Here is a 26,420-nt window from a genome sequence, read left to right as displayed (position 1 = left end):
TTCCGCGAAACGCTTACGAGCGCTTGTTGTCGCCCAGATCTTCAAAGTCCGCATCGACGATGTCGTCATCATCGTTGCCACGCGGACCCTGCGAGGACATCGGTTCGTCGTCATCACCGTCCTGGCTGGACTTGTAGATGGCTTCGCCCAGTTTCATCGCCGCTTCGGTCACGTTCTGGATGCCCGACTTGATCTTGTCGGCCTTGTCGGTTTCCAGATCGTCCTTCAGCGCGGCAATGGCCAGTTCGATGGCTTCGATGGTCGTCGGATCCACCTTGTCGCCATGCTCTTCCATCGACTTCTCGGTCGAGTGGATCAGGCTTTCCGCCTGGTTGCGGGCTTCCACCAGTTCACGACGCTTCTTGTCCGCCTCGGCGTTCTCCTCGGCGTCCTTGACCATCTTTTCGATATCATCATCGCTGAGGCCACCCGAGGCCTGGATCGTGATCTTCTGTTCCTTGCCGGTGCCTTTGTCCTTGGCGCTGACGGACACGATGCCGTTGGCGTCAATATCGAATGTCACCTCGATCTGCGGCATGCCGCGCGGGGCCGGCGGGATGTTTTCAAGGTTGAACTGGCCCAGCATCTTGTTGTCGGCCGCCATTTCCCGCTCGCCCTGGAACACGCGGATGGTCACCGCGTTCTGATTGTCCTCGGCGGTCGAGAAGACCTGGCTTTTCTTGGTCGGGATCGTGGTATTGCGATCGATCAGGCGGGTGAACACGCCGCCCAGTGTTTCGATGCCCAGCGAAAGCGGAGTGACGTCCAGCAGAACGACATCCTTGACGTCGCCCTGAAGCACGCCGGCCTGAATGGCGGCGCCCAGTGCCACGACCTCATCGGGGTTAACGCCCTTGTGGGGCTCCTTGCCGAAGAACTTGGTCACCTCTTCCACGACCTTGGGCATACGGGTCATACCGCCGACCAGAACCACCTCGTCGATATCGGCCGTGGTCAGGCCCGCATCCTTGAGAGCCGCCTGGCAGGGCTTCATCGACGCCTTGATCAGGTCGTTCACCAGGCTTTCCAGCTTGGCGCGGGTCAGTTTCATCACAAGGTGAAGCGGCTGGCCGGTCGCGCTGTTCATCGAAATGAACGGCTGGTTGATTTCGGTCTGGCTGGAAGAAGACAGCTCGATCTTGGCCTTTTCGGCGGCTTCCTTCAGACGCTGCAGCGCCATCTTGTCGAGCGTCAGGTCGACGCCATGTTCTTTCTTGAACTCGTCCGCCAGGTAGTTGACGATCCGCATGTCGAAGTCTTCGCCACCAAGGAACGTGTCGCCATTGGTGGACTTCACCTCGAACAGGCCATCGTCGATCTCGAGGATGGTGACGTCGAACGTACCACCACCAAGGTCATAGACCGCGATGATCTGGCTGTCTTTCTTGTCCAGGCCATAGGCCAGTGCAGCGGCAGTCGGTTCGTTGATGATGCGCAGCACTTCAAGGCCTGCGATCTTGCCGGCGTCCTTGGTTGCCTGACGCTGTGCGTCATTGAAATAGGCGGGCACGGTGATGACGGCCTGCGTCACCTCTTCGCCGAGATAGGATTCGGCGGTTTCCTTCATCTTGCCAAGGATGAAGGCGGAAATCTGCGAGGGGCTGTATTTCTCGCCGCGGGCTTTCACCCAGGCGTCGCCATTGCCGCCATCGATCAACGAGAACGGCAGGTTCTTCTTGTCCTTGGCCAGATCCGTGTCATCGAACCGGCGACCGATCAGGCGCTTCACGCCGAAGATCGTGTTGTCCGGGTTGGTGACGGCCTGACGCTTGGCCGGCTGGCCGACAAGGCGCTCGTTTTCGGTGAAGGCGACGATCGAGGGCGTGGTGCGTGCACCTTCCGAATTCTCGATCACGCGCGGCTGGCTGCCATCCATGATGGCGATACAGCTGTTGGTGGTTCCCAGGTCAATACCAATGACTTTGGCCATGTTTTCGATCCCTTCTGACTTCAAGGCGATGACACGAGGTTCAGACCCGTTCCGGCATCCACACCCCGATCCTGTTTGTGATGACGGCCTGCACTTCCACAAGGTCGTTCATCACGCTTCCGAGCGTATATAAGGAGGGGTCCAAGGGCCTGCAAGCACCGTACCTGTGGCCTTTTAGGGATTCAGGGGTAAAATTGACCCGCACGCCCCTTCGCAAGGCGGCAATCATCAAGGACACAAGGATGACCGAACCCACGATGACCCTCAAGGGCATCGATATCTTCCAGGGCCATATGGACCGCGACAAGCAGATTGCATTGCTTGATGACCTGCGCGAGGTGATCCGCGCGGCGCCCTTGTTTTCGCCCGTTACCTCTGGTGGCAAGCCGATGTCGGTCCGCATGACCTCGGCCGGGCGTCTGGGTTGGGTGTCCGACAGGGCAGGCTACCGCTATCAGGATCACCACCCCCAGGGGACGGCCTGGCCGGCGATCCCCGCATCCGTCCTTGACCTTTGGCATGATCTGGTCGACCCGGTCCGCGCGCCTGATTGCTGTCTGATCAACTTCTACGGGGAAGGGGCCCGCATGGGTCTTCACCAGGACAAGGACGAGCGTGATTTTTCATGGCCGGTTCTGTCCCTGTCATTGGGCGATGATGGTCTGTTCCGTGTCGGAGGCACCCGAAAGGGCGAGCCCACGGCGTCGGTCTGGCTGAAATCAGGTGATGTTCTGCGGATGGGCGGCGCCGCGCGCATGGCGTTCCACGGTGTCGATCGCATCCGTTTCGGGTCTTCGCGGCTTTTGCCGAAAGCCGGGCGCATCAACCTGACGCTGCGGGTCGTCGATTGATCAGCGCCGCGCGCTCCAGCTGACCGAGGCGTGGCGGCGGGTGTAGAATTCACCCATCAACCCGATCATCAAAAGGACCGTGCCGACGATGATGGCATACTCATAAGAGCTGTAGCGCGGTGTGTAGTTGATGAAGACAAAGCCGCGCGCCTGGTCGATGGCGTGAAACAGCGGATTCCAGTCGAACAAGGCCAGCATGAAGGCGGGCAGCGTGTTGGCCACGAACATCTTGCCCGAGGCGATCATGTTCGCGCGCTGATAGATCGTCGTGAAGATACTGACGAAAGTGGGAAACCACGGCTTGATCGACAACAGCAGCACACCCAGCGACAGGCCCGTGTACCACGCGATCAGAAGCATCCCGAAGGCCGGAACGGGCTGATCGATCGTGATGGGTGTGAACAGCGTATGGTAGCCGAACAGGATCACCACAAGCGACAGCACCTGGATGTAGAGCGTGCCAAGCGCCGCCGCGGCAATCACGATGATCGTGTTGAGGGGCGCATGTTTCATCATGGGGGATGCCGGTCCTTCCGATCCGACTACGGCACCCAGCGTCTTGGTATGGGTCATGTACAGGAAAATGCCCGACATGATGTAGAGCATGAAATCACCACGCAGCGCCGCCCCGCGCAGGCCAAGAAGGGTAAACATGACGTAGAACGCAAGAACGAAGACCGCCGCCTGCATCATGTTGGTCAGAATCGACAGCAGCGCATTGCCATGTGACTTGCGGATGTTGCGCACGATGCTGTGGTAGATCAGTTCGGCAATCGTGACCGCGGCGCCAAGACCTGTCTGCCTGAAGTTGGAATGCTGAAACATAACCGGTTACTGCCTGCCTGATGCCTGTGTGATCCATCGGTCCGTTCCGGGACACTTGCCGATCTGCCACCGGTTCAGCATAAGGGGAGGACGTAAAGAGAACAACAATCCTGCCCGAAAGGGCACGAAGATTGTGGGAGTATGTGATTGGATTACCAGAAACTGACCGAGGTCATGCGCCGCCTGTCCATCGAGGCCGGCGAGGTCATCATGAAGATCTACGAAGCCGACGATTTCGAGGTCAAGGTGAAGTCTGACGCAAGCCCCGTGACCGAAGCGGATGAAGCGGCGGATGCCCTGATCTCAGCTGGCTTGCGGGCGGCCTTTCCCGACATAACCCTTGTGACAGAGGAACAGGCCGCCTCGCACTTGCATAAGGCTGACAGGTTCCTGATTGTCGATCCGCTTGACGGAACCAAGGAGTTTGTCAATCGGCGCGGCGACTTCACGGTCAATATAGCCTATGTGGAGACTGGTGTGCCGACACGTGGTGTCGTTTATGCCCCGGCACGCGAGCGGATGTTCTTTACCCTCGCCGACGGCACCGCGGTCGAGGAAACAGGCGCACTCGATCCCGCGAAGATGGGCGAGGTCGCCCCGATCCGGATCGGAACGCCTGACAACGCGGGGCTGATGGTGGTGGCGTCAAAGTCGCACAGGGATCAGGCGACGGATGACTACATCGCGAAATATGCGGTCAGGGACATGACCAGCGCGGGGTCATCGCTCAAGTTCTGTCTTGTCGCCACGGGTGAGGCCGATCTTTACCCGAGGGTAGGGCGCACGATGGAGTGGGATACCGCAGCAGGCCACGCTGTTTTGCGCGGCGCCGGGGGCGATGTTGTCCGCTTCGACGATCATGCACCCCTGACCTATGGCAAGGAAGGCTATGCAAATCCGTTTTTCATCGCCTACGCCCCCGGAGTTGAGTTGAAGAGACCCTGATGACAGTCCTGATCGTCATTCCCGCCCGCTATGCCTCGACCCGTTACCCTGGCAAGCCACTGGTCGCACTGACCGGCGCAAACGGGGATAAACAGACCCTGATCGAACGCTCCTGGCGCGCCGCGATGCAGGTCCGCGGGGCCGACAGGGTCGTCGTGGCCACGGATGATGACCGTATCCGCACAGCCGCCGAGGCCTTTGGCGCAGAGGTCGTCATGACCTCGAGCGATTGCCAGAACGGAACCGAACGCTGCGCCGAGGCGCATGCGGCGCTGGGCCTTGGTTTCGACATGGTCGTGAACCTGCAAGGGGATGCACCGCTGACGCCGCCTTGGTTCGTCGAAGACCTGATTGCAGGCCTCGATGCAGATCCTGCGGCACAGGTGGCCACGCCGGTTCTGCGCTGCGACGGTCGCGCCCTGAACGGATTCCTCGAGGATCGCAGGAACGGTCGCGTCGGCGGCACGACGGCCGTTTTCAGCCAGAACAGACACGCATTGTATTTCTCGAAAGAGGTTATCCCCTTCACCTCGCGCCGCTATGCGCAGGACGAGGATACGCCCGTTTTCCATCATGTCGGCGTCTACGCCTACAGGCCGGCCGCGCTGGCCGATTACATGGGCTGGCCGACTGGTCCGCTGGAGACACTCGAAGGGCTTGAACAGCTCAGGTTCCTTGAAAATGGCCGCAGGATCCTTTGCGTCGAGGTCGAGGCGCGCGGTCGTCAGTTCTGGGAGTTGAACAACCCAGAGGATGTGGCGCGGCTTGAAACCATGATGGCGGAAATGGGCATGGAATGACGATGGCGGAAATGGGCATGGAATGACGCAGCCGCAGGTCAGCATTGTCATCGTCAGTCGGCAAAGGCCGGCGGCCTTGTCGCTGTGCCTTGCTGCTGTCGCGCGCCTGACCTATCCGACCTACGAGGTCATCGTGGTCGCCGATCAAGCCGGTCTTGAGGCCGTAAGCCGTCTGCCGTTTTCCGGGTTCATAAAACCGGTTGCCTTTGACGAGCCGAATATCGCAGCGGCCCGCAATCGGGGTATCGCACAGGCCGCAGGCCAGATCGTGGCCTTCCTGGATGACGACGCCGTTCCCGAACCAAGATGGCTTGATCATCTGGTCCGGCCCTTTGTCGATCCGGGTGTCGCGGCCGCAGGTGGCTATGTTCTGGGACGAAACGGGATCTCCTTTCAATGGCGCGGTCGCATCGTGGATCAGACCGGAACCGCCCAGGATGTGACACTGAACCAGCGGAATCCCACGGTCTTGACGCCGCCGCCCGGATGGGCCGTGAAAACCGAAGGCACCAATATGGCCCTGCGGCGCGAAGTTCTGGCGCGCATGGGTGGCTTCGATCCCGCGTTCCATTTCTATCTGGACGAAACCGATGTGAACATGCGTCTGGCCGCGCTTGGATTTTCCACCGCGATCGTCCCCTTGGCCCAGGTCCATCACGGATATGCGGCAAGCCCCCGACGCCGCAGGGACAGAACGGTGCGGGATCTGCGCCAGATTGCGGCCTCTACGGTTGTTTTCCTCAGAAAACATTGCCCATCGGCGCGCCATGACGCGACGCTTGGCGCAGCCATGGCCGATCAACGCAAGCGCCTTCTGTCGCAGATGATTGCCGGGCAGCAAGAACCACGCGACATTCGCCGCTTGCTGCAGGGATGGTCCGAAGGTCTTGCGGAAGGTCGCCTGCGCAACCTGACGGCACCGACGCCGATGCCGGACCCTCAAGCCGATTTCCTGCCGTTTCAGAGCCTGTTTTCATCCGGTCACCGCATTGTGCAAGGGTATCTGACACAGGAACGCACCCTGCGGGATCAGGCAAGGCGATTGGCGGAACAGGGGCACACGGTGTCGCTTTTCCTGCTGTCGCGCACGACGCTCTATCACAGGGTCAGGTTCGATCCCGCCGGATACTGGGAACAGACAGGCGGTGTGTTCGGACGCAGCGATCGGAGCGATCCGCTTTTCCGTGTCGGACGCCTGAAGACGCGCGTCGCCAGAGAGGTCGAACGGATCGGCGCTGTCCGGTTCTGAGGCACTGGTTGCCGATCTTTGGCAGGATCGGTGAAAAACGGCTGTTTCTTCACCTTTTGACGTGCCTCTCTATCCAAAAGGGTGATAATGAGCGTAGTATATATGCACCGCCTGCTGCGGTTGTTTGTCAAGGATACGAGGAATGCGGAAGAAACTCACAAAAGCCATTTTTCCTGTCGCTGGCCTGGGAACGCGCTTCCTGCCCGCGACGAAATCTGTGCCGAAGGAGATTATGACGCTGGTTGACCGGCCGTTGATCCAATACGCGATCGATGAAGCGCGCGCGGCCGGTATCAAGGAGTTCATCTTTGTGACGTCGCGGGGAAAAGGCGCGCTTGAAGATTACTTCGATCATGCGCCGCAACTCGAGTCGGAGCTGCGCAAAAAGGGCAAGACCGAACTTCTGGACATCCTCAAGACAACGAACATGGACAGCGGTGCAATCGCCTATATCCGCCAGCACAAGGCCCTGGGCCTTGGCCACGCTGTCTGGTGCGCCCGCAGGTTGATTGCAGACGAACCTTTCGCCGTGATCCTGCCCGATGACGTGATCGCGGCGGAAAAGCCATGCCTTCAGCAGATGGTCGAAGCCTATAACGAAACCGGTGGCAACATCGTCGCCGCGATGGAGGTCGCCCCCGAACGGGCCTCGTCCTACGGGATTCTCGACATCCAGGAAGACATGGGAACGGTTGTTTCGGTCAAGGGCATGGTCGAAAAGCCTGCTGCTGGCACGCAACCGTCCAACCTGGCCGTGATTGGCCGCTATATCCTGACGCCTCACATCCTGAACAATCTGAACAAGATGAAAACGGGCGCCGGTGGCGAGATCCAGCTGACAGACGCGATCGCCCAGGAGATCGAGGAAGGTCGCAAGGTCTATGGCTACCGCTTCCGTGGCCAACGCTTCGATTGCGGCTCGAAAGCAGGGTTTCTGCAGGCCACCGTGTCTTTCGGCCTGTCGCGTCCCGATCTGAGGGATGATCTGGCACGTTACCTGCGCGAGATCATCTCGCAGGATCTGGCGGCCGAGTAACAGCTTCGGGGGCTGATTGTTGAAAGCGGTTCTGGTGTCGGGTGGTGCAGGGTTTTCAGCTTCGCATGCACGCAAGGCCGCAAACCGGGCGATACAGTGACTGAACCCGCTGCGGCGCGATTGCTTGACCTGACCCGTCTGGTCAGCCGCGCCGCACGCCGTCCTACCGGGATCGACAGGGTCGAACTGGCCTATCTTGATGCGTTTCTGGCCAATTCAGTCCCTGTTTTTGGCTTGGTGCGATCAGCCTGGGGCTTTCTGCTGCTGGATCATCAGGGCCTGACAGCCTGTCGCCACAGGCTTGCGGGGCAAGAGCCATGGGGCAAGCCAGATATGCTATCCCGTCTGCGCCCTGGCCTGACCCACGCCCGTCAGAGCGCGGAATCCGATATCCGCCGCCTTGCGCTGGCACGTTCATTGCCATCGCGACTTGGCAAGATGCTGGCAAGGCATCTTCCAACCGGCACAGTCTATGTGAATGTCGGTCACGCCAACCTGTCGGATCGGGTCCTTCACGCATTAAGGTCCGAATGCGGTGTTCGGATCGTCGTGATGATCCACGACACCATCCCGCTTGATTTTCCGCAGTATCAACGAGAGCAGACCCCTGACACTTTCTTGAACATGTTGAAACGCGTGCAGCGTCACGCAAGCCTGATCCTGTGCAATTCTGCCCAGACGCGTGACGACGTCACCCGCCACATGCAACCGTTTGGCCCTGTCCCCGAAACCCTGATCGCGCATCTGGGTGTGGATGTACCCCTACCCGCGAGTGACCCGCCTTTCCCTTCCGGATTTGACAGCAACAGACCCTGTTTCATCACGATCGGGACGATCGAGCCGCGCAAGAACCATATCTTTCTGCTGGATCTCTGGGCAGAGATGGCAGCGAGATGGTCCGCAGACAGAATGCCCCAGTTGCTGATTTGCGGCGCGCGTGGCTGGAACAACCGCGAGGTTTTTGCGCGCCTCGATCAGGATCCGCTCGTGGGGCGCCATGTGTTCGAGATGCCCGGCCTGTCGGACGGGCAGATCGCGGCGCTTCTCCTGCGGTCTCGCGGCGGGCTCTTTCCCAGCTTCGCCGAAGGCTTTGGCCTGCCTCCGGCAGAGGCACTTGCACTGGGTGTGCCGGTAATTTGCAACAGTCTTTGGATATATCGTGAAATCCTTGGTGATTATCCCATTTACGCAAACGTTGATGATAGGTATCTTTGGATCAATAAGTTAGAGATGCTGACTACGGATCAGCACGACAGGCAGTGTGCAGGCAGCAGGTTCAAACCGCCCCTTTGGCAGGACCATTTCAACGCCGTGTTAAGCTGTTTGTGATTGGTTGTCAGGCGTGTGCATGGCGTCTGGCGATGTAGGGAAGGCACGGATTGGGCGTCTGGCAGTCATATCGTCTGAGGCTTCAGCGCAAGCGCTGGTTGCTGCGTGCATGGCGCAAGCGGCGCGAATTGCGGTCTGTGACCAACAGAACGGGCGCGATCAAGCCGGGTGATATCCTGCTGTTCTCGACTTTGCGGAATGAACAGCTGCGGCTGCCCTATTTCCTTCAATACTACCGTGACATGGGCGTGAACCACTTCCTGTTGGTGGACAACGACAGCACTGACGGATCTTTGGAATACCTTGCGGAACACCCCGATGTTTCGGTGTGGCATACCCGGCACGGATACAAGCGGGCGCGCTTTGGCGTGGACTGGTTGAACTGGCTGCAAATGCAACATGCCCATGGGCATTGGTCGCTTGTCGTCGATCCTGATGAATTCCTGATTTACCCGTTCTGCGATACCCGTTCTCTGAGAGCGTTGACCGACTGGCTTGATGCGTCTTCGATCAAGTCTTTCGCGGCGATGCTCCTGGATATGTATCCCAAGGGACCGATCGGCGCGCAGCCCTATCGGCAGGGTCAGGACCCGATCGAGATCGCCAATTGGTTCGACGCGGGCAATTACAGCATCACGCGCAACAAGCGGTTCGGCAATCTCTGGATCCAGGGCGGTCCCCGCAGTCGCGTGTTCTTTGCGGACAAGCCCGAAAAGGCACCGGCGCTGAACAAGATACCCTTGGTCAAGTGGGACAGGCGCTATGCCTATGTCAGCTCGACCCATATGCTGTTGCCGCGCGGCTTGAACCTTGTCTATGACGAGTGGGGCGGCGAAAAGGCCAGCGGCGTCCTTCTACATGCCAAGTTCCTGAATACCTTTTCGGAAAAGGCGCAGGAGGAACTGACACGCAAGCAGCACTACGCGGCGTCGGTTGAATACAAGGCCTATGCCGAAAGCCTGCAAGACGATCCGGACCTCTGGTGCAAGTGGTCCGAGAGGTACATCAACTGGCGCCAGCTGGAGATTCTGGGTCTCATGTCCAAGGGTAACTGGGCATGAGCGTCGGCATCGTGATGCTGGTGCACACGGCCCTTGGCCGGGCCGAACAGGTCGCCCGCCACTGGGCGGCCGGGGGCTGTCCGGTTGTGATCCATGTCGACAGATCCGTTCCGAAAAAGACCTATGCGGCCTTCGTCGATGCGCTGTCAGACCTCAGGCAGGTGCGTTTCTGCAAAAGGCATCGCTGTGAATGGGGGACATGGGGCATCGTCGCGGCCTCGCAAGCCGGGGCAGAGATGATGCTGTCCGAATTCCCGGATGTGCGCCATGTCTACCTTGCGTCCGGCTCTTGCCTGCCGCTGCGCCCCGTGCAGGAGTTGATCGACTATCTTGCCGCGCGCCCCAGAACCGATTTCATCGAAAGTGCGACCACGGCCGATGTGCCCTGGACCGTTGGCGGTCTGGACCAGGAACGTTTCACCTTGCGCTTTCCCTTCTCGTGGAAGCGTCAAAGGTATCTGTTCGATACTTTCGTCAAACTGCAGCGCAAGATCGGCCTTAAACGCAAGATGCCCAACGGGCTGGTTCCGCACATGGGCAGCCAGTGGTGGTGCCTGACCCGTCAGACCCTGTCCGCGATCTTGCAGGATCCGGAACGCCCGACCTATGACACTTTCTTCAAGCGCGTCTGGATACCCGACGAAAGTTATTTCCAGTCGCTTGCCAAACTCTATTCCGGCCATATCGAAAGTCGTTCGCTGACCCTCAGCAAGTTCGATTTCCAGGGCAAGCCGCACATCTTCTATGATGACCACCTGCAATTGCTGCGGCGGTCGGACTGTTTCGTGGCGCGCAAGATCTGGCCTCATGCCAACCGTCTTTACGAAGTGTTCCTGACCGATGCCGCTGGTGCAATGAAGAAGACAGAGCCCAACCCAGGGAAAATCGACCGCATCTTTGCTAAGGCGGTCGAGCGGCGGACCCGCGGGCGTGCCGGTCTCTACATGCAAAGCCGCTTTCCCAATCCAGGCTGGGAAAATGGTATCACATCCAGCCCCTATTCGGTGTTCGAAGGCTTTTCCGACCTTTTCGAGGATTTCGAGGGGTGGCTGGCCAAGGCGACCAGTGCGCGTGTGCATGGTCATCTGTTCGCGCCCGACCGGGTCGAATTCGCCGGCGGTCAAAGCCTGATGAACGGCGCACTGTCCGACAGCGCGGCATTGCGCGACTACAATCCGCGCTCATTCCTTTGCAATCTGATCTGGAACACCCGCGGTGAAAGGCAGTGCTTTCAGTTTGGCCCTGCGGACATACAGGATATCGCGTGGGATTTCGTTAAGGATCCGAACGCACAGGTTTCGGTCATTTCTGGCGCCTGGGCCGTTCCGCTGTTTCGGTCCAACCGGAATTTCGCGGATATCCGCAAGGATGCGGCCCTCCTCCAGCGTATTGAAAGCGAACATTTGAACGTCTTGCGTTCGCCCTACGTCAAGGCGAAAGTCCGGATATGGACGATGGCCGAATTCATCGAGGCACCGATGGAACCCTTGCAGACCATTCTCGATGAGATCGGAAATCGCAGCCTGCGGCGTCTGGCAGAGGTTCCGAAGATGGTCGATCTGGATGGCTTCGGTCAATTCCTGCAGAACCTCAAGAACCAGGGCATGCACCCCTATCTGATGGGCGATTTTCCGGTTGCGCGTGACATGCCCAATGCGCCCCAATCGCCACGCAAACCCTATCTGGTGCGCTGATGATGCAGGGGCGTTTTGACTACTTCATCGTTTTCGCGGAAATGCGGACGGGATCGAATTTCCTGGAAACCAACCTGAATGCCTATGACGGTCTGACCTGCCATGGCGAGGCGTTCAATCCACATTTCATCGGATATCCGAACCGCACCGAAATCCTGGGGATCACGCAGCCGATGCGCGACGCCAACCCGCAGCGGTTGATCGAGGCGGTCAAGCACGGCACGGCTGGCCTGGGTGGGTTCCGGTTCTTTCATGACCACGATCAGAGGGTGCTGGACATCGCCTTGTCCGACCCACGATGCGCCAAGATCATTCTGACCCGCAATCCGGTGGACAGCTATGTGTCCCGCAAGATCGCGCAGGCCACCGGACAGTGGAAACTGACCAATGTCGCCAAGCGGAAAGAGGCGCTGGCGGTTTTCGACCGAGACGAGTTCGAGGCGCATCTGACCGACCTGCAGGAATTCCAGATCACCTTGCTGCATGCGCTGCAAATCACGGGGCAGACGGCGTTCTATGTCGCCTATGAAGACCTGCAGGATGTGGCGGTGATGAATGGGCTTGCCCGGTTTCTGGGCATCGAGCAGCAGTTGGACAGCCTTGATGAGAGCCTCAAGAAACAAAATCCCGAACCGATTGCCGAAAAGGTCCGGAATTTTGACCAGATGGCCGATGCGCTGGCGCGGCTTGACCGCTTCAACCTGACACGCACGCCGAATTTCGAACCGCGTCGGGGTGCGGCCGTGCCGGGATATGTGGCCGCTGCCCGGTCGCCGTTGCTGTACTTGCCGATCAGGTCCGGGCCGGAAACCCAGGTTCTGGACTGGATGGCCGCGCTGGACCAGACCGAAAGCGCGCGCCTGCAGACCAGGTTCACACAGAAAACCCTGCGCCAGTGGATGCGCGGCCATTCCGTGCATCGTAGCTTCACGGTGCTGCGACACCCTGTTGCCCGCGCCCATGCTGCATTCTGCGAGAAGATCCTGATCCCCGGTCCCGGCCATTTTGCAGAAATCCGCAAGATCCTTCGAAAGTCCCATGGGTTGCAAATTCCTGAAACCCTGCCCGATGCAGGCTACGGGCCGGACGCGCATCGCGCGGCCTTCAAGGTGTTTCTTGATTTCCTCAAGGCCAATCTGGCGGGGCAGACCATGGTTCGGGTCGATGCCTCCTGGGCAAGCCAGTTGCAGGTTCTGCAAGGCTATGCGCAATTCACGCTGCCTGACATGATCCTGCGCGAGGACGAGATCGAGGTTTACTTGCCAGCCCTCGCCCAGCAGATGGGTCATGAAGAGCCGCCCACCCCGCCAGATGCGCCTGCTGACCGCCCTTTTGCTTTGTCCGAAATCTACGATCAGGACATCGAGGACAGGGTCAGCGCGATCTACCAACGCGATTACACGACCTTTGGCTTTGCGCCATGGCAGTCAGATACCTGATCAGGCCGCCTGAACGGTCTGCGCCTCGGTCAGGATGGTGTAGAGTGTGACGGGATCCGTATTCGCACGCAGCTTTGTACAGACAGACGGCTCGCGCAGGGTGCGGGACACCAGTGCCAGCGCCTTGAGGTGTTCGACGCCGGCATCCTCTGGCGCGAACAGGGCGAAGATGATGTCGACCGGCGCGCGGTCAACTGCGTCGAAGTCGATCGGTTTTTCCAGCAGGATGAAGGCGCCCTGGACGGAATCAAGCCCAGGAATGCGTGCATGTGGCAGGGCCACGCCATGCCCTACCCCGGTCGGCCCCAGGGTCTCGCGTTCCATCAGGGCTTCGACGGCCGTGGCGGCATTGATCTTGTAGACCGATGCCGCCAGCTCTCCCAGATCATGAAGAAGCCGCTTCTTGCTCGTTGCCGAGGTGATGACCTTTACAGCCTCGGGTCTGAGGATCGTCGAAATCTTCATGCGCGCTCAGTGCTCCGGTTGCGGTCTCCCGCAGTCGTTAACGCGGGTCAATCCAGCCGATATTGCCGTCTTCGCGGCGGTATACCACGTTTACACCGGCTTTGCCCTCATTTCGGAAAACCAGCACCGGAGCGCCTGCAAGTTCCATCTGCATGACCGCTTCACCCACCGATAGCGACGGAATCTTGGTTTCCATCTCGGCGATGATCATCGGCTGCAGCGAAGCAGGCTCCGAATCCTCGTTATTCCCCTCAGCCGCGAGGATATACGAGGACGCGCCGATGAGTTCAACAGGCTCGGTCCGTTCACGGTGATGGTCCTTGAGGCGGCGCTTGTAGCGACGCAGCTGCTTGTCCATTTTCTCGTTGCAGGCATCAAAAGCAGCATAGATCTCGTTGGCATGGGCTTTGGCGGCTGCGGTCAGGCCGCTGGACAGGTGCACCGTCGCCTCGCAGACGAACTCATGGGCCGACTTGGAAAATACGACAGTCGCGTCCGTGGGGCGCTGCGCATATTTCGCCATCACGATACCCATTTCGTTCTTCACATGGGTTTGAAGGGCCTCACCAATGTCGATTTGCTTGCCACTGATCTGATAGCGCATCATGTCTCCTTTGCATGACAATTCGGGTTTCGACCATGGCTGTCATGCCAAGGTTACGTCATGCCCGATTGCTGGATATCGACGGCCAAGCAGCGTTTCAGGCCCTGTCGCGATGATAAGGCGCCAACTGAACAAGAAGGACTCTGCGTGACTGTCATGACCCCATTGGAGGCGAAGGCATGGGGGTCTGTCAATCAGAACAAGCGGCCTCGGCGCCATGCCGCGGCACAAGACCGTTTCCAGCTCTCCGGCACCCTCAGGAGATCCGGAAGCCTTCGCCAAGATAGACGCGCCGCACGTTCTCGTTCTGCACCACTTCGTCGGGCGTGCCCGACATCAGGACCTTGCCGTCATGCAGGATATAGGCGCGATCCACGATCTCCAGCGTCTCGCGCACGTTGTGATCGGTAATCAGAACGCCGATCCCGCGTTTCTTGAGGTCCGCGACAAGGTGGCGAATATCCCCCACACTGATCGGATCGACACCGGCAAAGGGTTCATCCAGCAGCAGGTATTTCGGATCGGCCGCCAAACAGCGCGCAATTTCGACACGTCGCCGTTCACCACCCGACAAAGCCAGCGCAGGCGCCCGTCGCAGATGTTCGATCGAGAATTCCGACAGCAGTTCTTCAAGCCGCTCGCGCCGCTTGTGCCGATCCTTGACCGAGATATCGAGGATGGCGCCGATATTGTCTTCGACCGAGAGGCCGCGAAAGATCGACATTTCCTGCGGCAGATAGCCGATACCAAGCTTGGCCCGGCGATACATCGGAAGATTGGTCACGTCGCGGCCGTCGATCGTGACCTGCCCGCCCTCGGGATAGACCAGACCCGCGATGGCATAGAAGGTGGTCGATTTGCCGGACCCATTGGGGCCCAGAAGGGCAACGACCTCGCCGCGATTCAGCTCCATGCTGAAATCGCGGATCACGACACGCTTCTTGTAGCTTTTCAAAAGATGTCTGACACGCAGGCCGGATTGCCCTTCGGTCAGCGTCAGCTGGGGTGTCGCCATTCTCAATCCGATCCGCGAAGGATGGTCCTGACACGTCCATCCATCTGCGCCGTGCCCCCTTCGAGATCCACGGTCATCCGCTCCGAGGTCAGGGCGCTGTTGCCTTGGGTCAGCAACACATTTCCCTGCATGACCACCTCACCGTCATCGACATTGTAGTCGGCACGCTCGGCCTCGGCGGCATCGGGACCGCTGACCAGCGTCACGCCTCCTGTCGCCTCAAGCCGGGCGATCCGCGCCTGTTGCCCCTCGGTCGCTTCCGCATAGACGACCAGAACGCGCGGTGCGGCCAGCCGCATCTCACCCTGGATGATCACCACATTGCCGGTGAAAATGGCGGTGCCGTCCTGCTGGCTGACAGACAGGCTGTCGGCTGTCACCTCGACCGGCAGCGAGGTGTCCTGCTGGATCACACCGAAGGCCAGGTTGGTGCTTTGCGCCTGCGCAATCCCGGCCAGGCCCGTGGTTGCAATGGCAAGTACAAGGACAGCTATGATGAAGGGGGGGCGGCGGAACGGCACAGTATGGTCTTTCTCAGTTTCGCGGATCGTATATCAGTTTGACCCCATTTGTGAAAAGCAAATGGACATCACCCGTCTGCGAATCGGATGACAGAGTCATTTTCCCTGCATCCAGCTTGCCGGGGGGGCCGTTTCCGCTGATGGGTCCGTCGGATTCAGCCGCGATTTCACGCATGCTGGTCGTCAGTATCTCCGTGGTGACCCGGTAACCGGTGGAACTGGTCAGCACCACATCCCCTTCGAGAATCGCAATCCCCTGGATGTCGTCGACGGTTCCGACAACCGAGGTGATGTTGATCTGCGCCCCGCGCAAAAGGTCGATCCGCGCCGACATCGTCTGCGCAATGACACGTTCGGGTTGGTTCGGGTCGACACGGGCATTGGCCGCGACAAAGGCAACCAGATGCCCTTCTTCGGTCGCCCCTGCAAAAGACGGCTCGGTGATCTGCTGGCTGCCGGTGCGGCTTTCCAGGTCGGCGCGGCTGACCGGGATCGACTTGGTGGGATCGACCGTGCGTGACAGAAGGAACAGGGTCGACAACAGGGCAAGGGCGGTCAGCGGCAGAAGTATCTTCAGCCAGGTGATCACGCGGGATCGCAGACCGTCGCGTGAATCCATGGCTTAACCCAGACCCACGCGCAGGCAGTCGTGGATGTGCAACAGCCCGATGGCCTTGCCGGGTTGCGCGGGATCGACCACGAAAAGGCAGGTTATCTTGCGTTCGTTCATCACGCCGACGGCCGCTTCGGCCAGGGCGTCAGGCGCAATCGTGCGGGGCGCGCGCGTCATCACCTCGCCGGCATTCAGTGACAACAGACCCTCCATGTGGCGGCGCAGGTCGCCATCGGTGATGATGCCGATCAGCATCCCCTCCGCGTCGGTCACGCCGACCACACCGAAACCTTTTCGGCTTATCTCAAGAAGGGTGTCCCCCATGGACGCCATGGCACTGACAAGGGGCAGGGCATCGCCTGCATGCATCAGGTCGCGCACACGGCTGAGCTGTGCGCCCAGTTTGCCGCCTGGATGGAAATTCCTGAAGTCCTCGGGCTGAAACTGCCGATATTCCATCAGGGCGACCGCCAGTGCATCGCCCAGCGCCAGCGTCATCGTGGTTGAAGTCGTGGGCACCACGCCAGTCCCGCAAGCCTCGGTCGCGCGGGGCAGGGTAAGGGCCACGTCCGACTGCTTGAGCAGAGTTGAGTCCGCCCGGCTGGCAACCCCGATCATCGGGATATTGAAGCGGCGCGAATAGGCGATCATGTCAGCCAGTTCAGGCGTCTCGCCGGAATTGGACAACATCAGAAGAACGTCATCAGGCGTCAGCATCCCAAGGTCGCCATGGCTGGCTTCGGCGGGATGGACGAATTGGGCGGGTGTGCCGGTGCTGGCCAGGGTCGCCGCGATCTTGCGCGCCACATGACCCGATTTGCCCATGCCCGAAACGATCACGCGACCACGCGCGCCCAGCATGAGTTCAACAGCCTGGGCGAATTCGCCGCCCAGGTTGTCAGCCAGCTGCATCAATCCATTGGCCTCGGTGCGGATCACGCGGCGGGCGGTATCAAGGAATGTCTGTGCCTTGTCCATCAATGTGCAAAGATGTCCATCTCGGGCCAGCCGGCAAGGTCCAGTTTTGCGCGCATCGGCAGAAAGTCGAAACAGGCCTGCGCCATCTCGGTCCGCCCTTCGCGCGCCAGCATCGTATCAAGCGCGTCTTTCAGGCGATGCAGGTACAGAACGTCAGAGGCCGCATAATCCATCTGGGCTGTCGTCAGATCCACGGCGCCCCAATCGCTTTGCTGCTGCTGCTTGGAGACGTCCACGCCGACCAGGTCCTGCAAAAGGTATTTCAAGCCGTGCCGATCCGTGAAGGTGCGCACCAGCTTGCTTGCGATCTTGGTGCAATAGACCGGCTGCGCCAGGGCGCCAAAGGCATTGTACATGGCCGCAATGTCGAACCGTCCGAAATGGAACAGTTTCAGAACCTCGGGATTTTCCAGAAGGGCGGCCAGATTGGGCGCCTCTGTCTGGCCCTTGGTGATCTGGACGATATGCGCATGGCCATCGCCACCCGACAACTGCACGACACACAGCCTGTCCCGATGCGGGTTCAGACCCATCGTCTCGCAGTCGATAGCGACCGCTGGACCAAGGTCCAGACCGTCAGGAAGATCGTTCTTGTAGAGGTAGTTTGTCATGTCATTCCCTTCGCGGAGGGAATGGTGCCCAGGAGAGGACTCGAACCTCCACGTCCTTGCGAACACTAGCACCTGAAGCTAGCGCGTCTACCATTCCGCCACCTGGGCACAGGTGTCGTGGAGACGGCGTTTATCTGTGCCGCAAATCGGTGTCAACGTGGATTCGCAGGATTTTTTTCGCGACGTGGGTGTCGGAAGGGGCGCGACCGCATGGCGCGACCCTGTAACGCCTTGTCCCAGCGGCGCACTGGGTTTAGGAACAGGCAGGATTTCTTGGGCCGGAGGCTGCAACATGTCGAAACTCGTCACCATTTACGGCGGATCTGGCTTTGTGGGCCGCTATATCGCGCGTCGTCTTGCCAAGGAGGGCTGGCGCGTGCGCGTGGCCGTGCGCCGTCCGAATGAGGCGATGCATGTAAAGCCCTATGGCACGCCTGGCCAGGTCGAGCCGGTGCTGTGCAACATTCGCGACGATGCCAGCGTGCGGGCCGTGATGCAGGGGGCCGATGCCGTCGTCAACTGCGTGGGCATCCTGGCCGAGAATGGCAAGAATTGCTTTGACGCCGTGCAGGCAGAAGGCCCCGGCCGCGTCGCGCGCATCGCATCCGAGATGGGAATTTCCCGCATGGTGCACATTTCGGCGATCGGCGCCGACGCTGCGTCGAAAAGCGATTACGCGCGCACCAAGGCTTTGGGTGAGCAGGCGGTTCTTCAATACATGCCCGACGCGGTGATCCTGCGGCCGTCGATCGTCTTCGGTGCAGAGGATCAGTTCTTCAACCGCTTTGCGCGCATGGCGCAACTGGGCCCGATCCTGCCTGTGGTCGGTGCCGAGACGCGTTTCCAGCCTGTCTATGTGGATGACGTCGCCCGCGCCGCTGTCCTGGGCGTCGCCGGCAAGGCCGCCCCTGGCATCTATGAACTGGGCGGGCCGGATGTATCGACGTTCCGGGCGCTGATGGGCCAGATGCTGGACGTGATCCAGCGCCGCCGCATGATCGTGAACATCCCGTTTCCCGTCGCGCGCGTGATGGGCTTTGGGTTCGACATGCTGAACAAGGTGACGCTGGGGCTGGTGCCTGCGCAGATCACCCGCGACCAGGTGCGCAATCTTGCCCGCGACAACGTGGTCGCAGAGGGCGCAAAAGGCTTTGCGGATCTGGGGATCGAGCCTGTCTCGCTCGAGGCGGTGCTTCCCGATTACCTGTGGCCCTATCGTCCCTCGGGTCAGTATGCCGCGATCAAGGCTTCAGCCCGCAACTTGCGCCAGGGCTGATCCGGATCAGGCATAGGCATAGACCAGCAAGCCGATGCCCAGCACCACGCGGTAGATCACGTAGGGCGTGAAGCTGACACTGCGCAGCAGGCGCATCATCAGGCTGAGGGCAAGCAAGGCCGCGAAGAAGGCGAAGATCGCGGCGATGGCACCATCGCGCGCGGCCGGGGCATCCGCGCTCATCGCGACCTCTGCCCCAAGCAGAAGACCTGATGCCGCGATCGTCGGGATCGACATCAGCATCGACAGCTTGGCCGCATCATGGCGCGCATAGCCCAGCAAGCGCCCGCCTGTGATGGTGATGCCGGACCGTGATGTTCCGGGAATGAGGGCGATCACCTGCCACAGGCCCATGATCAGGGCATCGCGTAGCGACCATGTTTCCGCTGTCTTGATACTGGGGCCGCGCTGGTCCGCCCAGTAAAGGACAATCCCGAAGATCAGCATGGTCCAGCCGATCACGACCGGTCCGCGCATCATGTCGTCGATGCCCGTGATGTTCAGGATCAGCCCGACGATGACGACCGGAACGGTCGCGATGACCAGGCACAGGGCCAGCCATGCGCCTTGGGTGTCGATTCGACCCCGCATCAGGCGGGGCAGGCCAGCCAATCCCATCCGCACATCGGGCCAGAAGTATAGAATCACGGCCAGCAGGGTGCCGACATGTACGGCGACGTCGATCACTTGTCCCTGGTCCTGCATTCCCGTCAGCGCGGGCAAGAGAATCAGGTGACCAGACGAGGAAACCGGCAAGAACTCGGTCAGGCCTTGAATCACTGCGACCAGAAAAAGATGGAAGAGAGGCATCGGTGTCGTCCTCAGGTCTATGATGAGCACCCTATAAGGTATTGTCCTATCAATGAAAGAGTCGATTTAAGTCCGGTGTGGACCTAAAAATGATGCCTTTCGGGGCAGAATGCTGCAAAGCAGAACCGAAAATCGTATTAAAGGTCAGTAAAGCTGACTTTTAATACGAAAGCGCTTGGTTTAGAAGGGCGCGAACCAGTCCTGAACGGAGCTTTGTCGTGGCCAAGCAACCTATGTTGAAATTCGTCTCTGTGGAACGCGACATGCCGGAAAAGCGTGGCGCCGAAATGCGCAGGCAGGATTTCAACGAAATCTATGCCGAATTTGCCGATGCAAAGGCAAAGGAACAGGCCAGCCGGTGCAGCCAGTGCGGCGTGCCCTATTGTCAGACGCATTGCCCGCTGCACAACAATATCCCCGACTGGCTGCGCCTGACGGCTGAAGGACGTCTGCAAGAGGCCTATGAAATCAGCCAGGCCACCAACACCTTCCCCGAGATCTGTGGACGCATCTGCCCGCAGGACCGGCTGTGCGAAGGCAACTGCGTGATCGAACAGTCTGGCCATGGCACCGTGACCATTGGCGCGGTCGAGAAGTACATCACTGACACCGCGTGGGAAAACGGTTGGGTCAAACCAATCGTGCCCGCGATGGAGCGCGACCAATCCGTCGGGATCATTGGTGCGGGTCCGGGTGGCCTTGCTGCGGCCGATGTGCTGCGCCGTGCTGGTGTACAGGTGACCGTTTACGATCGTTATGACCGCGCAGGCGGGTTGCTGACCTATGGCATTCCCGGTTTCAAGCTGGAAAAGGATGTGGTGGTGCGCCGCAATGAGCAGCTTGAACAGGGCGGTGTGGACTTTGTTCTGAACTGCAATGTTGGTGAAGACATCAGCTTTGATGCCATTCGCGGAAAGCATGACGCGGTTGTTATCGCCACTGGCGTCTACAAGACCCGCGATCTGGAAGGCCCCGGTGCGGATGCCGACGGCATCGTGCGCGCGATCGATTACCTGACGGCGTCCAACCGCAAGAGCTTTGGTGACGAAGTACCCGAATACGACAGTGGCGAGCTGAACGCCGCAGGCAAGCGCGTCGTGGTCATCGGCGGCGGCGATACGGCAATGGACTGCGTGCGCACCGCCATCCGTCAGGGCGCAACCTCGGTGAAATGCCTCTATCGCCGCGATCGGGCGAACATGCCGGGCAGCCAGCGCGAAGTGCAGAACGCCGAAGAAGAAGGCGTGATCTTCGAATGGCTGAGCGCGCCCAAAGGTTTTGTTGGCGAACCCGTCACCGGCGTGATGGTGCAGAAGATGCGCCTTGGCGCGCCTGACGCCTCCGGTCGCCAGTCCCCCGAGGTGATCGAGGGTGCCGACTATGTCGAAGATGCGGACCTGGTGATCAAGGCGCTGGGCTTCGAGCCCGAGGACCTTCCCAAGCTTTGGGGTGTCGAAGGTCTGGACGTGACTCGTTGGGGGACGATCCGTGCGGAATACACGACCGGCAAGACCAGCCTTGATGGCGTCTACGCCGTTGGTGACATCGTGCGCGGTGCCAGCCTCGTGGTCTGGGCGATCCGTGACGGGCGCGACTCGGCGCAGGCGGTTCTGGAATACCTCAACGGCGCGCGCGCCGTCGCGGCAGAGTGACAGCATGGCGCGGGCCGCAGGGCGTCGCGCTATATATCAGATGATCTCCGACAGGGCAGGACGCCCGACCCGGCAGAAGAACGAAAGGCAGACGCCATGACCAAATATGATGAAAGCTGGGCCGCCGCCGAAGAAGCCAAGCGCAAGTGGATGGCTGAAAACGGTCTCTATGCCGAGGAGGAAGAGCATTCCTCCTGCGGTGTGGGTCTTGTGGTGTCCATTGACGGCAAGCCTTCGCGCAAGGTCGTCGAGAACGGAATTAACGCCCTGAAAGCGATCTGGCATCGTGGTGCCGTCGATGCCGATGGCAAGACCGGCGATGGCGCGGGCATTCATGTGCAGATCCCCGTCCCTTTCTTCTATGACCAGATCCGCCGGACCGGGCACGAGCCGAAGACCGACCACCTGATGGCCGTGGGTCAGGTGTTCCTGCCGCGCACCAATTTCGGCGCGCAGGAAACCTGCCGGACCATCGTGGAAACCGAAGTCCTGCGGATGGGCTATTACATCTACGGCTGGCGTCACGTGCCGGTCGATATCTCGTGCCTGGGTGAAAAGGCGAACGCGACCCGCCCCGAAATCGAACAGATCCTTATCTCCAACATCAAGGGTGTGGACGAGGAGACATTCGAGCGCGAGCTTTACGTCATCCGGCGCCGGATCGAAAAGGCCGCCATCGCAGCCGGCATTCAGGGCATGTACATCTGTTCGCTGTCCTGCCGGTCGATCATTTACAAGGGCATGATGCTGGCAGAACAGGTTGCGGAATTCTACCCCGACCTTCAGGATCCGCGGTTCGAATCCGCCTTTGCCATCTATCACCAGCGTTATTCCACCAACACATTTCCGCAGTGGTGGCTGGCGCAGCCTTTCCGCATGCTGGCCCATAACGGCGAGATCAACACGCTGCGCGGCAACGTCAACTGGATGAAAAGCCACGAGATCCGCATGGCCTCCAGCGCGTTCGGCGATCTGGCCGAGGATATCAAGCCGATCGTGCAGGCCGGATCGTCCGACAGCGCGGCGCTTGATTCCGTGTTCGAGGTCCTGGTGCGCGCGGGGCGTTCGGCCCCCATGGCGAAAACCATGCTGGTTCCGGAATCCTGGTCCAAGCAGGCGGTCGAGCTGCCGCAAAGCTGGCGTGACATGTATTCCTACTGCAACTCGGTCATGGAACCCTGGGATGGCCCTGCCGCCCTGGCCATGACTGACGGTCGCTGGGTCTGCGCCGGTCTTGACCGCAACGGCCTGCGGCCGATGCGCTATGTCGTGACCGGTGATGGCCTGCTGATCGCGGGATCCGAGGCCGGGATGGTCCCGATCAAGGAAGCCACGGTGCGCGAGAAGGGCGCCCTTGGGCCGGGTCAGCTGATTGCCGTCGACATGAAGGAAGGCAAGCTGTTCCACGATTCCGAAATCAAGGACCGTCTTGCCGCGGCCCAGCCTTTCGGTGAATGGGTCGGCAAGATCAACGAACTGGACGAGGCCCTGGCAGGCGTGAGCGAAGATGCCATGTTCACCGGCGCAGAGCTGCGCAAGCGTCAGATCGCGGCCGGCTACACGATCGAGGAACTGGAACAGATCCTTGCCCCGATGGCCGAAGACGGTAAGGAAACCTTGGCGTCGATGGGTGACGATACGCCCGCAGCTGTTCTTTCGACCAAGTATCGCCCGCTGTCGCATTTCTTCCGCCAGAACTTCAGCCAGGTGACCAACCCGCCGATCGACTCGTTGCGCGAATTCCGCGTGATGAGCCTCAAGACCCGGTTCGGCAATCTCAAGAACGTGCTGGATGAAAGCAGCGCGCAGACCGAGATCCTTGTGCTGGACAGCCCCTTTGTCGGAAATGCCCAGTGGGATGAGGTGACGCGCAACTTCAACGCGCCCCTGGTCGAGATCGATTGCACCTTCCCGGTGGGCGAGGATCATGATGCGCTCCGCAAAGGGCTGGAGCGTATCCGCGCCGAAGCCGAAGACGCCGTCCGGTCTGGTGCGGGACATCTTGTTCTGACCGATCACAAGCAGGGCACGGACAAGGTGCCGATGCCGATGATCCTGGCAACCAGTGCCGTGCATTCGCACCTGACGCGCAAGGGCCTGCGGACCTTCTGCTCGCTCAATGTCCGTTCGGCTGAATGTATTGATCCGCACTATTTCGCGGTGCTGATCGGCTGTGGCGCGACGGTTGTGAACCCCTACCTGGCCGAGGACAGCATCGCGGACCGAATCTCGCGCGGTCTGATCGAAGGCACCCTGACGCAAGCAATGCGCCGTTACCGCGAAGCGATCGACCAGGGTCTTCTCAAGATCATGGCGAAGATGGGGATTTCGGTTCTGTCGTCCTATCGTGGCGGTCTGAACTTCGAAGCGGTCGGTCTGTCGCGCGCCATGTGCGCCGAATATTTCCCCGGCATGACCAGCCGCATCAGCGGCATCGGTGTGACCGGTATACAGCGCAAGGCCGAAGAAGTTCACACAAAGGGCTGGCGCAGTGGCCTTGATGTTCTGCCAATCGGCGGTTTCTACAAGGCGCGTCGCTCTGGCGAGACACACGCCTGGGAAGCAACGTCGATGCACCTGCTGCAAACGGCCTGCAACAAGGCCAGCTTTGAAATCTGGAAGCAGTATTCGGCAAAGATGCAGGCCATGCCGCCGATCCACCTGCGCGATCTTCTGGCCATCAAGCCGATGGGCGCGCCGGTTCCGATCGAAGAAGTGGAAAGCATCACCTCGATCCGCAAGCGCTTTGTGACCCCTGGCATGTCCCTGGGCGCCTTGTCGCCCGAGGCGCACAAGACGCTGAACGTCGCAATGAACCGCATCGGCGCCAAGTCGGACAGTGGTGAGGGTGGTGAAGATCCGGCGCATTTCGTGCCGGAACCCAATGGCGACAACCCCAGTGCCAAGATCAAGCAGGTGGCGTCAGGCCGCTTTGGTGTCACCGCCGAATACCTGAACCAGTGTGAAGAGCTGGAAATCAAGGTGGCCCAGGGCGCCAAGCCCGGCGAGGGTGGGCAGCTGCCCGGCATGAAGGTCACCGACCTGATCGCGCGGCTGCGGCACTCGACCAAGGGTGTGACCCTGATCAGCCCGCCGCCGCATCACGATATCTATTCGATCGAGGATTTGGCGCAGCTGATCTATGACCTCAAGCAGATCAACCCGTGCGCCAAGGTCACCGTCAAGCTGGTGGCACAATCCGGCGTGGGGACGATCGCGGCAGGTGTGGCGAAAGCCAAGGCCGATATCATCCTGATTTCGGGTCACAACGGTGGCACGGGCGCAAGCCCCGCAACCTCGATCAAATATGCTGGCCTGCCATGGGAAATGGGCCTGACCGAGGCGCATCAGGTTCTGTCGATGAACAACCTGCGCGACCGGATCACGCTGCGGACCGATGGTGGTCTGCGGACAGGGCGCGACATCGTGATGGCCGCCATGATGGGTGCCGAGGAATACGGCATCGGAACTGCCGCCCTGATTGCGATGGGCTGCATCATGGTGCGTCAGTGCCAGTCCAACACCTGCCCCGTGGGCGTCTGCACCCAGGACGAGGCGCTGCGCGCCAAGTTCACCGGGACAGCAGACAAGGTTGTGAACCTGATCACCTTCTACGCGCAGGAAGTGCGCGAGATCCTCGCCAGCATCGGGGCCCGCAGCCTTGATGACGTGATCGGCCGCGCCGATCTGCTGAGCCAGGTCAGCCGTGGTTCGGCGCATCTGGACGATCTGGATTTGAACCCGCTGCTGATCACCGTCGATGGCGCAGGCGATATCGTCTACGACCGTGCCAAGCCGCGCAATGTCGTGCCGGATACGCTGGATGCGGAAATCGTGCGCGATGCGGCACGGTTCCTTGAAGACGGTGAAAAGATGCAGCTGTCCTATGCGGTGCAGAACACGCATCGTACCGTGGGCACACGCGTGTCCAGTCACATCGTCAAACGGTTCGGAATGCGCAACGCGCTGCAGCCGAACCACCTGACGGTGAAACTGACCGGCTCGGCTGGCCAGAGCCTTGGTGCGTTCGCGGCGCCCGGTCTGAAGCTGGAAGTGTCGGGTGATGCCAACGACTATGTCGGCAAGGGCCTGTCCGGTGGGACGATCGTGGTGCGTCCGCCCATGGCCAGCCCGCTGACCGCGTCCGAGAACACGATCATCGGCAACACGGTGCTTTATGGGGCGACGGATGGCTACCTCTTTGCGGCAGGTCGCGCCGGAGAACGTTTCGCGGTGCGCAACTCGGGCGCCAAGGTCGTGATCGAAGGCTGCGGTAGCAACGGTTGCGAATACATGACCGGCGGCGTTGCCGTGATCCTGGGTGAAATCGGCGCCAATTTCGGTGCCGGGATGACCGGGGGTATGGCCTATCTTTATGATCCGAACGGCATTGCCGCCAAGATGATGAACATGGAAACCCTGGTGACTTGCCCGGTCACCGTCGCATACTGGGAGGACCAGCTGAAAGGTCTGATCGAACGTCATCTGGCGGAAACCGGCAGTCGCCGGGCGACGGATATCCTTCAGCACTGGGAACAGGAGGTCGGCCACTTCGTGCAGGTTTGCCCGAAGGAAATGCTGATCCATATTCCGCATCCCCTGACGCTGGAAGAGCGCGCAGTACCGGCGGAGTAAAACAACCCAAAGGCGTTCAATATAAACGTTTTGAAAACCCGGTTTTAGCGAACCGGGTTTTCTTATTTTTGCCATTTGTCA

22 protein-coding genes and 1 tRNA gene are annotated in these 26,420 nt (G+C 60.2%); 12 read left to right on the top strand and 11 right to left on the bottom strand.

The window, feature by feature from the left end; all coding sequences use genetic code 11:
- Positions 1–13: 13 nt before the first annotated feature.
- Entirely contained in the window at positions 14–1,930 is a 1,917-nt protein-coding gene (gene dnaK, locus ACMUJL_RS11880) for a molecular chaperone DnaK (protein WP_375568066.1), read from the bottom strand.
- A gap of 242 nt (positions 1,931–2,172) precedes the next feature.
- Between dnaK and ACMUJL_RS11875 the strand changes: the two genes are divergently transcribed.
- Positions 2,173–2,781, top strand: coding sequence for an alpha-ketoglutarate-dependent dioxygenase AlkB family protein (locus ACMUJL_RS11875; RefSeq protein ID WP_068288665.1), 609 nt, complete (start codon positions 2,173–2,175; stop codon positions 2,779–2,781).
- Here ACMUJL_RS11875 and ACMUJL_RS11870 read toward each other — a convergent pair whose 3' ends face one another.
- A complete protein-coding gene (locus ACMUJL_RS11870) occupies positions 2,782–3,606 on the bottom strand; it encodes an ABC transporter permease (RefSeq protein ID WP_068288394.1) in 825 nt (274 codons plus the stop codon).
- 147 nt (positions 3,607–3,753) lie between these two features.
- Between ACMUJL_RS11870 and cysQ the strand changes: the two genes are divergently transcribed.
- From cysQ to ACMUJL_RS11830, 8 genes are all read left to right on the top strand, one after another.
- Positions 3,754–4,551 carry a 3'(2'),5'-bisphosphate nucleotidase CysQ gene (gene cysQ / locus ACMUJL_RS11865; protein ID WP_375568069.1) on the top strand — a complete coding sequence of 266 codons (798 nt, stop codon included), beginning with the start codon at positions 3,754–3,756 and terminating at the stop codon, positions 4,549–4,551.
- Positions 4,551–5,351 carry a 3-deoxy-manno-octulosonate cytidylyltransferase gene (locus tag ACMUJL_RS11860; protein ID WP_375568071.1) on the top strand — a complete coding sequence of 267 codons (801 nt, stop codon included), beginning with the start codon at positions 4,551–4,553 and terminating at the stop codon, positions 5,349–5,351. The genes cysQ and ACMUJL_RS11860 overlap by 1 nt, the downstream gene beginning before the upstream one ends.
- A 22-nt stretch (positions 5,352–5,373) precedes the next feature.
- The gene (locus ACMUJL_RS11855) at positions 5,374–6,600 is read left to right on the top strand and encodes a glycosyltransferase family 2 protein (RefSeq protein ID WP_068288386.1); all 1,227 of its coding nucleotides are present in this window, start codon (positions 5,374–5,376) and stop codon (positions 6,598–6,600) included.
- Positions 6,601–6,742: 142 nt separating this feature from the next.
- Positions 6,743–7,636 (top strand): UTP--glucose-1-phosphate uridylyltransferase GalU, encoded by an 894-nt coding sequence (galU, locus tag ACMUJL_RS11850; protein ID WP_068288383.1) that lies wholly within the window; start codon positions 6,743–6,745, stop codon positions 7,634–7,636.
- Between the two features lie 120 nt (positions 7,637–7,756).
- Positions 7,757–8,965: a glycosyltransferase gene (locus tag ACMUJL_RS11845; protein ID WP_416914273.1), complete on the top strand. Its 1,209-nt coding sequence runs from the start codon at positions 7,757–7,759 to the stop codon at positions 8,963–8,965.
- Between the two features lie 50 nt (positions 8,966–9,015).
- Positions 9,016–10,026, top strand: coding sequence for a glycosyltransferase family 2 protein (locus ACMUJL_RS11840; protein ID WP_375568076.1), 1,011 nt, complete (start codon positions 9,016–9,018; stop codon positions 10,024–10,026).
- A complete protein-coding gene (locus ACMUJL_RS11835; protein ID WP_416914272.1) occupies positions 10,023–11,720 on the top strand; it encodes a beta-1,6-N-acetylglucosaminyltransferase in 1,698 nt (565 codons plus the stop codon). Before ACMUJL_RS11840 ends, ACMUJL_RS11835 begins: the two co-directional genes overlap by 4 nt.
- Before the next feature lie 2 nt (positions 11,721–11,722).
- A complete protein-coding gene (locus tag ACMUJL_RS11830) occupies positions 11,723–13,159 on the top strand; it encodes a sulfotransferase family 2 domain-containing protein (RefSeq protein WP_375573920.1) in 1,437 nt (478 codons plus the stop codon).
- Here the strand turns inward: ACMUJL_RS11830 and ACMUJL_RS11825 are convergent, their stop codons facing one another.
- The 8 genes from ACMUJL_RS11825 to ACMUJL_RS11790 form a co-directional block, all read right to left on the bottom strand.
- A complete protein-coding gene (locus ACMUJL_RS11825; RefSeq protein WP_068288371.1) occupies positions 13,160–13,624 on the bottom strand; it encodes a PTS sugar transporter subunit IIA in 465 nt (154 codons plus the stop codon).
- Positions 13,625–13,661: 37 nt separating this feature from the next.
- Positions 13,662–14,228, bottom strand: a complete 567-nt coding sequence (gene hpf, locus ACMUJL_RS11820) for a ribosome hibernation-promoting factor, HPF/YfiA family (RefSeq protein ID WP_068288661.1) — start codon at positions 14,226–14,228, stop codon at positions 13,662–13,664.
- A gap of 256 nt (positions 14,229–14,484) precedes the next feature.
- The gene (lptB, locus tag ACMUJL_RS11815; RefSeq protein ID WP_068288368.1) at positions 14,485–15,243 is read right to left on the bottom strand and encodes an LPS export ABC transporter ATP-binding protein; all 759 of its coding nucleotides are present in this window, start codon (positions 15,241–15,243) and stop codon (positions 14,485–14,487) included.
- Positions 15,244–15,245: 2 nt separating this feature from the next.
- Positions 15,246–15,740, bottom strand: coding sequence for an LptA/OstA family protein (locus ACMUJL_RS11810; protein WP_375573922.1), 495 nt, complete (start codon positions 15,738–15,740; stop codon positions 15,246–15,248).
- A gap of 37 nt (positions 15,741–15,777) precedes the next feature.
- A complete protein-coding gene (lptC, locus tag ACMUJL_RS11805) occupies positions 15,778–16,383 on the bottom strand; it encodes an LPS export ABC transporter periplasmic protein LptC (RefSeq protein WP_416914271.1) in 606 nt (201 codons plus the stop codon).
- A gap of 3 nt (positions 16,384–16,386) precedes the next feature.
- Entirely contained in the window at positions 16,387–17,355 is a 969-nt protein-coding gene (locus ACMUJL_RS11800; RefSeq protein ID WP_375568083.1) for a KpsF/GutQ family sugar-phosphate isomerase, read from the bottom strand.
- Positions 17,355–17,966: a ribonuclease D gene (locus ACMUJL_RS11795; protein ID WP_068288360.1), complete on the bottom strand. Its 612-nt coding sequence runs from the start codon at positions 17,964–17,966 to the stop codon at positions 17,355–17,357. Before ACMUJL_RS11795 ends, ACMUJL_RS11800 begins: the two co-directional genes overlap by 1 nt.
- Positions 17,967–17,988: 22 nt before the next feature.
- Positions 17,989–18,074 (bottom strand) — tRNA-Leu (locus ACMUJL_RS11790).
- A gap of 184 nt (positions 18,075–18,258) precedes the next feature.
- On the opposite strand from ACMUJL_RS11790, the gene ACMUJL_RS11785 reads away from it, so the two are divergent.
- The gene (locus tag ACMUJL_RS11785; RefSeq protein WP_416914270.1) at positions 18,259–19,242 is read left to right on the top strand and encodes a complex I NDUFA9 subunit family protein; all 984 of its coding nucleotides are present in this window, start codon (positions 18,259–18,261) and stop codon (positions 19,240–19,242) included.
- Between the two features lie 6 nt (positions 19,243–19,248).
- Here the strand turns inward: ACMUJL_RS11785 and ACMUJL_RS11780 are convergent, their stop codons facing one another.
- Complete coding sequence (locus tag ACMUJL_RS11780) at positions 19,249–20,052, bottom strand: undecaprenyl-diphosphate phosphatase (RefSeq protein ID WP_375568087.1); 804 nt, start codon at positions 20,050–20,052, stop codon at positions 19,249–19,251.
- A 218-nt stretch (positions 20,053–20,270) separates the two neighbouring features.
- Between ACMUJL_RS11780 and ACMUJL_RS11775 the strand changes: the two genes are divergently transcribed.
- Positions 20,271–21,704: an NAD(P)-dependent oxidoreductase gene (locus ACMUJL_RS11775; protein ID WP_375568089.1), complete on the top strand. Its 1,434-nt coding sequence runs from the start codon at positions 20,271–20,273 to the stop codon at positions 21,702–21,704.
- Positions 21,705–21,800: 96 nt separating this feature from the next.
- Entirely contained in the window at positions 21,801–26,339 is a 4,539-nt protein-coding gene (gltB, locus tag ACMUJL_RS11770) for a glutamate synthase large subunit (protein WP_375568091.1), read from the top strand.
- Positions 26,340–26,420: the final 81 nt, after the last annotated feature.

Origin of the sequence: Seohaeicola sp. (genome assembly GCF_048006315.1) — a bacterium.
GTDB lineage: Bacteria > Pseudomonadota > Alphaproteobacteria > Rhodobacterales > Rhodobacteraceae > Seohaeicola.
Note: the sequence above shows the minus strand (reverse complement) of the source record. Positions and strands in the feature narration are given on the sequence as shown.

Bases quoted from the DNA above. Each gene is read 5' to 3' on its own strand.
- dnaK (WP_375568066.1), bottom strand. From the start codon at position 1,930: ATGGCCAAAGTCATTGGTATTGACCTGGGAACCACCAACAGCTGTATC.
- ACMUJL_RS11875 (WP_068288665.1), top strand. From the start codon at position 2,173: ATGACCGAACCCACGATGACCCTCAAGGGCATCGATATCTTCCAGGGC.
- ACMUJL_RS11870 (WP_068288394.1), bottom strand. From the start codon at position 3,606: ATGTTTCAGCATTCCAACTTCAGGCAGACAGGTCTTGGCGCCGCGGTC.
- ACMUJL_RS11860 (WP_375568071.1), top strand. From the start codon at position 4,551: ATGACAGTCCTGATCGTCATTCCCGCCCGCTATGCCTCGACCCGTTAC.
- ACMUJL_RS11855 (WP_068288386.1), top strand. From the start codon at position 5,374: ATGACGCAGCCGCAGGTCAGCATTGTCATCGTCAGTCGGCAAAGGCCG.
- galU (WP_068288383.1), top strand. From the start codon at position 6,743: ATGCGGAAGAAACTCACAAAAGCCATTTTTCCTGTCGCTGGCCTGGGA.
- ACMUJL_RS11835 (WP_416914272.1), top strand. From the start codon at position 10,023: ATGAGCGTCGGCATCGTGATGCTGGTGCACACGGCCCTTGGCCGGGCC.
- ACMUJL_RS11830 (WP_375573920.1), top strand. From the start codon at position 11,723: ATGCAGGGGCGTTTTGACTACTTCATCGTTTTCGCGGAAATGCGGACG.
- ACMUJL_RS11825 (WP_068288371.1), bottom strand. From the start codon at position 13,624: ATGAAGATTTCGACGATCCTCAGACCCGAGGCTGTAAAGGTCATCACC.
- hpf (WP_068288661.1), bottom strand. From the start codon at position 14,228: ATGCGCTATCAGATCAGTGGCAAGCAAATCGACATTGGTGAGGCCCTT.
- lptB (WP_068288368.1), bottom strand. From the start codon at position 15,243: ATGGCGACACCCCAGCTGACGCTGACCGAAGGGCAATCCGGCCTGCGT.
- lptC (WP_416914271.1), bottom strand. From the start codon at position 16,383: ATGGATTCACGCGACGGTCTGCGATCCCGCGTGATCACCTGGCTGAAG.
- ACMUJL_RS11800 (WP_375568083.1), bottom strand. From the start codon at position 17,355: ATGGACAAGGCACAGACATTCCTTGATACCGCCCGCCGCGTGATCCGC.
- ACMUJL_RS11795 (WP_068288360.1), bottom strand. From the start codon at position 17,966: ATGACAAACTACCTCTACAAGAACGATCTTCCTGACGGTCTGGACCTT.
- ACMUJL_RS11785 (WP_416914270.1), top strand. From the start codon at position 18,259: ATGTCGAAACTCGTCACCATTTACGGCGGATCTGGCTTTGTGGGCCGC.
- ACMUJL_RS11780 (WP_375568087.1), bottom strand. From the start codon at position 20,052: ATGCCTCTCTTCCATCTTTTTCTGGTCGCAGTGATTCAAGGCCTGACC.
- gltB (WP_375568091.1), top strand. From the start codon at position 21,801: ATGACCAAATATGATGAAAGCTGGGCCGCCGCCGAAGAAGCCAAGCGC.